We start from the raw sequence: 9,300 nt of genomic DNA, 5'->3' as shown, positions 1-9,300 counted from the left end.
ACCGCAGTGAATTAAAAATGCAGATTATTGAAGCTATACAAAGTACCATTGCAGGAGTAGTAAAAGGAGCTATCACTTTTCACAATGTAAAAATTATAAGTCCGGTGAATAAGAAAAAAGAATATCAGGAATAGTATATTTAGAAAAATTAAAATGGCTGTCTGGAGATTTTTTCACTCTCTCTAACAGCCATTTTAATTTTTAAAACCTATAAACTCTGATACTCAACAGCAGTCCAGGTTCCCTGGTGATTAGGATAATCAAAAGTACCAGCCATTGCATCTCCTTCAAGAGTTCCGTAATACATCACATTTCCCGGGTCTGAGCTATCAAAATCGTAAGTAAGCTCATTGCCACTTAAAGACCAGGTTCCATTTGTTAGGTAAGTTCCGGGAGAAGAAGGTTCATCATAGATGGCTGTTCCATCGGGATTAAATACCACGTCACCATGCCAAGAGCTATTTTGATCATACACTACATGAAAATCCCAGGTAGTTCCTTCTAATGAATTAGTTGTGAAAGATTCTTCATTACTATAGGCCGTACCTTCAGCATTGGTCGCGTATGTTCTAAAGTAATAAGTTGTGTTTGCTTCTAAATTTTCTATTTCACTGGTAAAACTTGCTGAAGATTCTGTTGTAAGATTATCATTTATCGTAGGACTAGAGCGTTAGTACTCCAAACGGTTCCCTGCGCTGTAACTGGATCTCCGCCATCGTCATCAACTGTTCCACTGATTTCAATGGTGGTATAGGTCTTTTCCACATCTGAAGTTGTCGTTTCCAAACTAACGCTTGGTACTGTAGCTGCCAGGGTTTGAGGGCCATCATCGGTTGAACAACTTGAAAAAAATAAGCTTAAACTTATTACAGAAAGGGTTTTTAAAATAATTCTCATAATGATTGGTTTAATTGCTCCTACTTCAAAATTGAATTGGCTTTTCGGAATGTTCCCAAGGTTTATAGATTGCTTTTAAAATTTTGAATAATTTAGTTGTAGGGAAACCAAACGATAAAAGAAATTAAGCTTGATAATGAGCAATATACAAAAATTAAAAGGAAATGTTAAATTCCGGGAAAACCCCGATAAAGTAAAGGGTAAGAAAACCTTTAGAACACTTAAAAACTATAACTTATATTGAAATTATAAAGTTGTAGAATATATAAGGCTACTTTGAATAGCTTGAAGAAAGTTCAATAAATAAAAAGCGGCCCAAAAGCCGCTTTTTTTATGTATTTAAATAGGTTAGACATTGATTAAGTTCAGGATTTTTGCGTGTTAGTGCTATAATCCAGATACGAAGTTCCTCTATTTCGTGAGGTAAAAGTCGTTGAAGTGCTTTTTTCACTTCTCTACAAAACAAGATGGGATCAAAACTGACTTTATCCAGTACAGTTTTGGTGTATTCAAACATCGCTCTCGCCATAATTTGAAAGATTTAAATTAGAAGTTAGGTTTAAAAAAGTAGAAATCTTTTAATAGGCTAACGGATTTTTTAAAAGCACCTAAATATAATAAAAAATTTATAAAGATCTTTTAATTTTCCGCTGTTTAACAATTCTTAAAATCGCCGATCACCACTTATCACATCACCTATGCCACCAAGAATACTACCTTCTCCTTTATCTTTCCCACCTCCTTGTGGTGCAGCCTGCCAAATTCGGTTAGCCAGGCGGCTAAAAGGAAGCGATTGCACGTAAACTGTACCCGGGCCGGTAAGCGTTGCAAAGAAAAGTCCTTCGCCACCAAAAAACGTATTTTTAATTCCTCCAACAAATTCAATATCATAATTTATATCCTGGGTGAAGCCAATAATACAGCCTGTATCTATCTTTAATTTTTCACCGGGAGATAATTCCTTTCTTGCCATCGTTCCACCGGCGTGAACAAAGGCCATCCCGTCACCTTCCAGTTTTTGCATAATAAAACCTTCACCACCAAAAAAACCGCGCCCCAGCTTTTTACTGAACTCTATTCCTACCGCAACTCCTTTGGCAGCGCATAAAAATGCATCTTTCTGGCAAATAAACTTATTACCATATCGGGTAAGATCTATAGGAATTATTTTCCCCGGATATGGCGAAGCAAAACTAATGCGCTTTTTACCCTGAATTTCATTACTAAAAATCGTCATGAATAAACTTTCTCCCGTAAGCAAACGTTTGCCCGCACCTAAAACTTTACCCAGGAAACCTTCGTTTTCTTTAGAGCCATCTCCAAAAATAGTATCCATTCTAATCCCATCGTCCATCATCATAAAATTACCGGCTTCGGCAATAACAGCTTCACGAGGATCCAGCTCTAATTCTACATATTGCATTTCTTCTCCAAAAATCTGGTAATCTATTTCGTGTGCATTCATATTACTTTGCTTTTATAGTCCATTCAAACTCAAATACTGCCACCTGCTCACCGGTATCATTTATTCCCGTAGATTTCATCCATAAAGTTTGCCCTTCACCCGTGGCAAGCGTTTTCTCTATAGCTTCGTCTATTAAATGACCATCGTAACAGTAGAAATTAATCTTGCCAGTGGCTTTTTTGGTAAACGTAGCCCTGTTTTGCGCTACCAGCATAGAAATTTTTCTGTTGGACTGTTTAATTTTTCCCATTACCAACGCCCCAGTGCTTAATTCTGCTGCCATTGCCTGCACAGCGAAATACATACTATTAAATGGGTTTTGATTTATCCATTTATGCTTCACACCTACTTTACAGGTATCTTCTTCAATCTCACTTACACGAACCCCACAAAGCCAGGCGCTTGGCAGTTTCAGCATTAGAAATTTATTGAGTTTATTCTTATTTAATGTCATTGGAATTGGTTTGTTTTTAATAAATGTATTCAAATTAATCAATATGACTTCAGAAATAATTTCATAAAAATATGTTAATTTTTAGTACTATGCTTTGCAAAATACCTTCTTTTAACCATATATTTGTAATGTAAATTAATAGGTTATGAACTCAAAGATAGCAAAAGAAGAAAAGACACTGGCCACAATCCTGCATTTATCGGTCTTTAGTAAATTTATTATTCCGTTAGGGAATTTTATATTTCCACTAATATTATGGCTCACTAAAAAAGAAAAGCCATTTATAGACGATCACGGAAGGAAGGCAATCAATTTTCAAATTAGTCTCTTTCTCTACACCATTTTAATATTGGCCGTAGGAATTGCAATTATCCTTTTTCAGGCTATACGGCTGGGTGCTGATGTACCCTTTGCAATTGGTCCCGAGCATTTTTATATAGACGAAATGGGCCAGGCAATTTCTATAGTCATCACCATTAGTGTATTTGCCATTTTACTTTCGCTCTTGTTTTTCATCGAAATCTTTGCGGTAATAAGCGCAAGTATTAAAGCCAGTAATGGAGAACATTACTCTTTTCCGCTAAGCATCAATTTTATAGGAAAAAGTTCAGATAATAATCATAATAATAACCATCAACAATCAAAAAATGAACAGTTTAACAACCCTCAAAACGAAACGCTATGAAGATAGAAAACACCAAGGCTCAAATGCGTAAAGGTGTACTGGAGTACTGTATTCTTTCGGTCTTAAAAGACGAAGATGCCTATGTAGCCGAAATCCTGGACACCCTTAAAGACGCGAAATTACTGGTGGTTGAAGGCACTATTTATCCGCTCTTAACCCGGTTAAAGAATGCAGGATTGCTCAGTTATCGCTGGGAAGAATCCAGCAGCGGACCACCGCGAAAATATTACGGACTTACCGATACCGGGAAACTCTTCCTAAAGGAGCTTACCGGCACCTGGGACGAACTCCAAACCGCTGTAAACGTTGTAACCAATCAAAAAAATAAGAATCATGAATAAGACAGTAAATATAAATCTTGCCGGTATATTCTTTCATATAGACGAGGACGCTTATGCCAAGCTGCAACATTATTTAGACGCTATAAAACGCTCTTTTACCAACACTCAGGGGAAAGATGAAATTATAGCAGATATTGAAGCACGTATTGCTGAATTGTTCAATGAAAAGAAAAAAGACGACCGCCAGGTTATTGGAATTAAAGAAGTAGAAGAAGTAATCGCCATTATGGGGCAACCCGAAGATTATATGGTAGATGAAGAGATCTTTGAAGATGAACCGGTTTATACAAAAACCACTAAATCTCCGGGAAAACAACTGTTTAGAGATACCGAACATTCTTATGTAGGCGGGGTTTCTTCTGGACTGGGGCATTATTTAGGGATAGATTTTATTTGGGTACGCTTACTTTGGATCTTACTAACCATTTTTTCCAGTGGTGCGTTTATTCTAATTTATATTGCACTTTGGATCTTTGTTCCCGAAGCTAAATCTACAGCCGATAAACTTGCAATGCGTGGAGAGGAGGTCACTATTAGTAATATAGAAAAAAAGATTCGTGAGGGTTTTGATAATGTTACCGGAAAGGTAAAAGACGTAGATTATCAAAAATATGGCAACCAGGCTAAAAGCGGAGCTACCTCTGCCGCCTCTGCTATAGGTGATGTAATCGCTTTTATTTTAAAGGTATTCGTTAAACTAATTGGAATCATCCTAATATTAATAGCCGGTGCGGCATTAATCAGCCTTTTTATTGGCTTGTTTACCGTTGGTACCTTTGGGCTTATAGATGCTCCCTGGAGTAGTTATGTAGAAATGGCGGTTAGTGGAGCGCCACTTTGGTTACTGTGGCTAATTAGCTTTTTGCTGGCAGGAATTCCATTTTTCTTCCTGTTCATTTTAGGCTTAAAGATTCTTGTAGGCAGATTAAGGTCTATTGGTACCCCTGCTAAATTAGTCTTATTGGGATTATGGATCCTGGCTTTTATAGGAGCTTCGGTAATAGCGGTACAGCAAGCCACCCATCGGGCTTTTGATGGTGAACAGGTTATTACAGAGACACTGCCAATATCGGCTAACGATACACTTTACCTGGGAATGCAGGCCAATTCAAATTACTCATCCAGTATTTACAGAAGTTCAGATTTCAAAATTAAATATGATGAGAATGATGAAAAGGTAATGTACAGCTCAGATATTCGCCTAATTGTAAAACCTACTAAAGACTCTCTTGCCAAACTGGAAGTAGTAAAGTCGGCAGAAGGTAAAGATTACAAAGAAGCCAGAGAACGCGCTCAAAATATAATGTATAATACCAATTTTAGTGGCAACCAATTATTGCTGAACAGCTTTTTTACTTCGCCTACAAAATATAAATACCGGGATCAGGAAGTGCAAGTTACCTTGTATTTACCCGAAGGCGCCAGCCTGGTGGCAGACGATAATACAAATTCATTTCATAGAAATACAGACTACTGGGGAGATATTTTAATAAACGGCGACGAAGAAAAAGTTTTGAAAATCACAGAAGATGCCGCTATTTGTGAAGATTGTCCGGTAGAGGAATGGGAAACCGAAAGTGAAGATGAATGGGATGAAGACGGCGACTTTAACGCCAGGATAAATTCTGGAGATGAAGAAGTAAACATTCAAATAAATAGTAGAGGGGTAACGGTAGATAAAAAACCGGTTAAAAAAGAAGAAGAAAATCTTGAAAATGAAGAATTATGATACAATTAGTTCTGCAATTACTAATGCTACTCTTCAACCTGGGAGAACCGGCACAAGAAAATGACCTACTGGTTAAAGATTATATAAAAAGTAATGAAATCTTATCCGAACACTGCGTCATAGCTTTCAATGAATGCTAAGCAAGTCTTAAAAGCCTCCCATCCGGAGGCTTTTTTAGTATATTTGTGTTAAACCCTTATTTTTTATGAAAAAGATACTAGTCTTACTAAGCATTTTTATGGCATTTAGCTGTGGTGCAAAAAAAGTAAAAGGAAGCAGAAACGTAACCACCGAAAAAACACGCTTAGCAGATTTCCATAGTGTAGAAATAGGCGGTGATTTTGAAGTTACCCTCAAGCAAGGATCTACTGCGATGATGGAAGTTGAAGCCGATGATAACTTACACCGAATAATAAGAGGCGAAGTTGTAGACCAGGTTTTATACTTAAAGCCAACAAAAAAGATAGGCCGAAGCAAATCGCAGGAAATAACACTGACTTACCCTCAAAATCTTGAAAAAATTACAGTTTCGGGCAACACAGAATTGGAAGCAGATGAAGATTTATATTCTGAAGAATTAAAAATAACCACGGCAGATGATGCTAAAGTATACCTAACCGTAACCGCAACCAAATTTGATCTTTTTAATGAAGGAAAAGCTGATGTAGAATTAAATTTAACTGCAGAAGATGCTTATTTTCAGCTTAACGAGTCTAGCGATATTAAAGCTTTGGTAAATGCACCCAGATTTAAAGTAGATATCTATGAAAAAGCCAGCGCTCGTATTGAAGGAGAAGTAGACGATCTACAATTACGATCTGAACATTCTACTAAGTTTGACGGCAGAAGACTAAGTGCAAGAAATGCAGTAGTTATTGCTGAAGGTAAATCTAAAAATGAACTTGAAGTTCTTGAAAACCTTACACTTACTGCTAAAAACCGAAGCGAAATGGAACTTTATGGAAATCCAAAAATTGATTTGGTAGAATTTTCAGAAAAAGCAGTACTGGCGAAAAAAGATTGAGTTTTTTGCCTACATTTAATCCTTATAACTAAAACTATTAACTATGAAAATTGCATTAAAATCAATTTTATTAATTCTGGCATTAAGCCTTACGGTTGTGTCCTGCAGGGAAGAAGAAGAGAAATCTGAAATTGAACAATTAGCCGAGGAAGAAGATGCAAAGGTGAAAGTGAAAGATGATAAGGTTAAAGTGAAGACCGATGATAAAAAGATTAAAATCAAAGAAGATGACGGCGAAGTGAAGAAAAAAGTAAAGATAGATAACGACGATAATTAATAATATTTCGATTTCTTATCACATCTACGTCAATCAATTCTAAAAATTGTTTTAAAAGTCCCGTTTTTCGGGACTTTTTTATTGGTATTTAGTATCTTAATTTAAAATTATAACAATGCATAAAAAAGAGATATATACCGCCGGAAAAGAACTACGGGAAGCCGAAAAAGTATTGGTGTTAATGCACGGCCGTGGTGGTAGCGCCAAAGAATTTCTTTCTTTGGCCAACCAGTTAAATACCCAGGACTTCGCAGTTTTAGCCCCACAGGCTACAGATTTTACCTGGTATCCGAATTCATTTTTAGCACCGGTAGCACAAAATGAACCCGAATATTCATCGGCTTTAGAGGTTTTAGAAGAATTGCTTGAAGACATTAAAGAAACCGGCATAGAAGCAGAAAATATTTATTTTGCCGGATTTTCACAGGGCGCCTGCCTAACGCTGGAATTTGTTACCCGCAACGCCCAAAGATTTGGCGGAGTGGCAGCTTTTACCGGTGGCCTCATCGGCGATAAGATTTATACTGAAAATTATTCGGGAGATTTTAATGGTACTCCAATTTTTATAGGTACCGGAGATCCAGATCCTCACGTTCCGGTTGAGCGAGTAGAAGATTCAGCTGAAATATTAAGGGAAATGAATGCTAATGTAGAAGTGAAAATCTATAAAAACAGGCCACATACCATTTCAGAAGATGAGCTGAAACTCGCCAATAATTTTATTTTTAATTAAGAGTAAAATCAATTTTATGAGAAGCATTAAAAAAATACATACCGCGGTAAGCTCCCCTATCGCCGATCTAATTACTTATCGCGCCCTACCTACAAATTCTATAGACCATATAGATCCTTTTTTGTTTTTAAACCATCACGGCTACCAGGAATATCCGGTAAATAATAATGGATTGCCGTTTGGCCCTCACCCCCACCGCGGATTTGAAACCGTTACTTTTATTTTGAAGGGCGATTTAACCCATAAAGACAGTGGCGGATTTGAAAGTGTGATAAAAGCAGGTGGTGTACAGTGGATGACGGCGGGAAAAGGACTTATTCACGCTGAAGTTTCTTCAGAAGAATTCAAAAAGAAAGGTGGCGAATTGGAGATTCTTCAGCTTTGGGTAAACTTACCGGCAAAACATAAAATGACCGAACCAAATTATGTAGGACTTCAGAAAGAAGATATTCCGCAGCTAAATTTAAATGAAGGAAAAGTAAAATTAGCTGCAGTTTCAGGTAACTGGGAAGGTGAAAAAGGCGCTTTTAATCCATTAAACGTTATCCAGATGGCTACTATAAATTTTGCTGAAGGCGGTAAATATTCGGTAGAAATTCCTTCTGAAAGAAATATTTTCTTTTACGTAATAAAGGGTAATGTAAAGGTAAACGAGGAAAATGCAAAAATGCATAACCTAGTTGAATTTAATAATGATGGTGAAAAACTGGAAATTGAAGCTTTGGAAGAAAGTATTTTACTTTTGGGCCACGCTGAACCATTTAAAGAACCAATAGTAGCCCAGGGACCATTTGTAATGAATTCCCACCAAGAAATTCAGCAGGCTTTCCAGGATTATCAAAATGGAGAGTTTGGAAATTGGAATGGTTAATTTCTGCTATTAATATCTCATAAAATAAACTTTTAGCTACGTGAAAATAATTTCAACCAATATTGGAAAGCCAACTAAAATAATTTGGAATTCAAAAGAAGTAATAACAGGTATTTATAAGACACCAACAGCTACACCTATTTATTTGGCGAAGAATAATGTGATGAATGATGAAGTTTCAGATCGTAAACATCACGGAGGTTTTTATAAAGCCTGTTATATATTTTCTGCAGAACAGTATCCATATTGGAAGAATCTTTATCCCAACCTGGAGTGGAACTGGGGTATGTTTGGAGAAAATCTAACCGTAGCAGATTTTGATGAAAGAATGGTTTTTTTAGGAGATGTTTATAAAGTGGGTGATGCTGTAGTGCAGGTTTCAGATTATAGAGAACCCTGCTATAAACTCGGTTATAAATTTGGAGATCAAAAAATCCTTAAGCAATTTATTGAAAATGGTTTTGCTGGCACGTATTTAAGTGTTTTGGAAGAAGGATTTGTAGCCAATAATGATCAATTCAAGTTGATAGAGCGACCTGATAAAAGTTTAAGTGTGGCCCAACTTTTCCATTTGGTTTATACTAAAGAAAGGAACCAGGACTATCTGGAAATTGCTGTAAATAATAATGCTCTGGATCCTAAAAAAAGAGAATTGTTAGAGAAGTATATTGTTTAATAAGTTTTTAGCTTCAATAAAAAAACCTCCTTAGCAAAAACTAAGGAGGTTTTTATTTATGATAAATTAGGGATTCCCGTCTTCACGGAAATAAAATTACTTCCCTTCCATTTTATCTTTTAAAGCCTGAAGATCGGCATTAACATCA

The 9,300-nt window shown here is 36.5% G+C and carries 13 protein-coding genes and 1 pseudogene; 9 read left to right on the top strand and 5 right to left on the bottom strand.

Annotation, left to right across the window (positions count from 1 at the left end):
• Positions 1–134: pseudogene (locus tag AACZ30_RS11150) on the top strand (hydrogen peroxide-inducible genes activator); the annotation flags it as partial.
• Between the two features lie 74 nt (positions 135–208).
• Here the strand turns inward: AACZ30_RS11150 and AACZ30_RS11145 are convergent.
• The 5 genes from AACZ30_RS11145 to AACZ30_RS11125 form a co-directional block, all read right to left on the bottom strand.
• Positions 209–475, bottom strand: coding sequence for a hypothetical protein (locus AACZ30_RS11145; RefSeq protein WP_339649399.1), 267 nt, complete (start codon positions 473–475; stop codon positions 209–211).
• 176 nt (positions 476–651) lie between these two features.
• Complete coding sequence (locus AACZ30_RS11140; RefSeq protein ID WP_339649397.1) at positions 652–897, bottom strand: hypothetical protein; 246 nt, start codon at positions 895–897, stop codon at positions 652–654.
• Positions 898–1,228: 331 nt separating this feature from the next.
• A complete protein-coding gene (locus AACZ30_RS11135; RefSeq protein WP_075327206.1) occupies positions 1,229–1,426 on the bottom strand; it encodes a hypothetical protein in 198 nt (65 codons plus the stop codon).
• A 135-nt stretch (positions 1,427–1,561) separates the two neighbouring features.
• Positions 1,562–2,362 carry a TIGR00266 family protein gene (locus AACZ30_RS11130; RefSeq protein ID WP_339649396.1) on the bottom strand — a complete coding sequence of 267 codons (801 nt, stop codon included), beginning with the start codon at positions 2,360–2,362 and terminating at the stop codon, positions 1,562–1,564.
• A gap of 1 nt (position 2,363) precedes the next feature.
• Positions 2,364–2,816, bottom strand: coding sequence for a DUF4442 domain-containing protein (locus AACZ30_RS11125; protein WP_208225902.1), 453 nt, complete (start codon positions 2,814–2,816; stop codon positions 2,364–2,366).
• 145 nt (positions 2,817–2,961) lie between these two features.
• Here AACZ30_RS11125 and AACZ30_RS11120 point away from each other — a divergent pair, with 145 nt between their 5' ends.
• From AACZ30_RS11120 to AACZ30_RS11085, 8 genes are all read left to right on the top strand, one after another.
• Positions 2,962–3,501 (top strand): DUF4870 domain-containing protein, encoded by a 540-nt coding sequence (locus tag AACZ30_RS11120; protein WP_208225903.1) that lies wholly within the window; start codon positions 2,962–2,964, stop codon positions 3,499–3,501.
• Entirely contained in the window at positions 3,498–3,842 is a 345-nt protein-coding gene (locus AACZ30_RS11115; protein WP_075327210.1) for a PadR family transcriptional regulator, read from the top strand. Before AACZ30_RS11120 ends, AACZ30_RS11115 begins: the two co-directional genes overlap by 4 nt.
• On the top strand, positions 3,835–5,571 hold the full coding sequence (locus tag AACZ30_RS11110; RefSeq protein WP_339649395.1) for a PspC domain-containing protein: 1,737 nt from the start codon (positions 3,835–3,837) through the stop codon (positions 5,569–5,571). The genes AACZ30_RS11115 and AACZ30_RS11110 overlap by 8 nt, the downstream gene beginning before the upstream one ends.
• 205 nt (positions 5,572–5,776) lie before the next feature.
• The gene (locus AACZ30_RS11105; RefSeq protein ID WP_339649393.1) at positions 5,777–6,595 is read left to right on the top strand and encodes a DUF2807 domain-containing protein; all 819 of its coding nucleotides are present in this window, start codon (positions 5,777–5,779) and stop codon (positions 6,593–6,595) included.
• Positions 6,596–6,638: 43 nt separating this feature from the next.
• Complete coding sequence (locus AACZ30_RS11100; protein WP_093305998.1) at positions 6,639–6,872, top strand: hypothetical protein; 234 nt, start codon at positions 6,639–6,641, stop codon at positions 6,870–6,872.
• A gap of 115 nt (positions 6,873–6,987) precedes the next feature.
• Positions 6,988–7,605, top strand: a complete 618-nt coding sequence (locus AACZ30_RS11095; RefSeq protein ID WP_339649391.1) for a dienelactone hydrolase family protein — start codon at positions 6,988–6,990, stop codon at positions 7,603–7,605.
• A 16-nt stretch (positions 7,606–7,621) separates the two neighbouring features.
• Complete coding sequence (locus AACZ30_RS11090; RefSeq protein WP_339649389.1) at positions 7,622–8,476, top strand: pirin family protein; 855 nt, start codon at positions 7,622–7,624, stop codon at positions 8,474–8,476.
• A 40-nt stretch (positions 8,477–8,516) separates the two neighbouring features.
• Positions 8,517–9,152: an MOSC domain-containing protein gene (locus tag AACZ30_RS11085; RefSeq protein ID WP_339649386.1), complete on the top strand. Its 636-nt coding sequence runs from the start codon at positions 8,517–8,519 to the stop codon at positions 9,150–9,152.
• The last annotated feature ends 148 nt before the right edge of the window (positions 9,153–9,300 follow it).

It is taken from the genome of uncultured Salegentibacter sp. (assembly GCF_963972535.1).
GTDB lineage: Bacteria > Bacteroidota > Bacteroidia > Flavobacteriales > Flavobacteriaceae > Salegentibacter.
The sequence above is the reverse complement of the archived record's forward strand: the minus strand, read 5'-3'. Positions and strand labels throughout refer to the sequence as shown.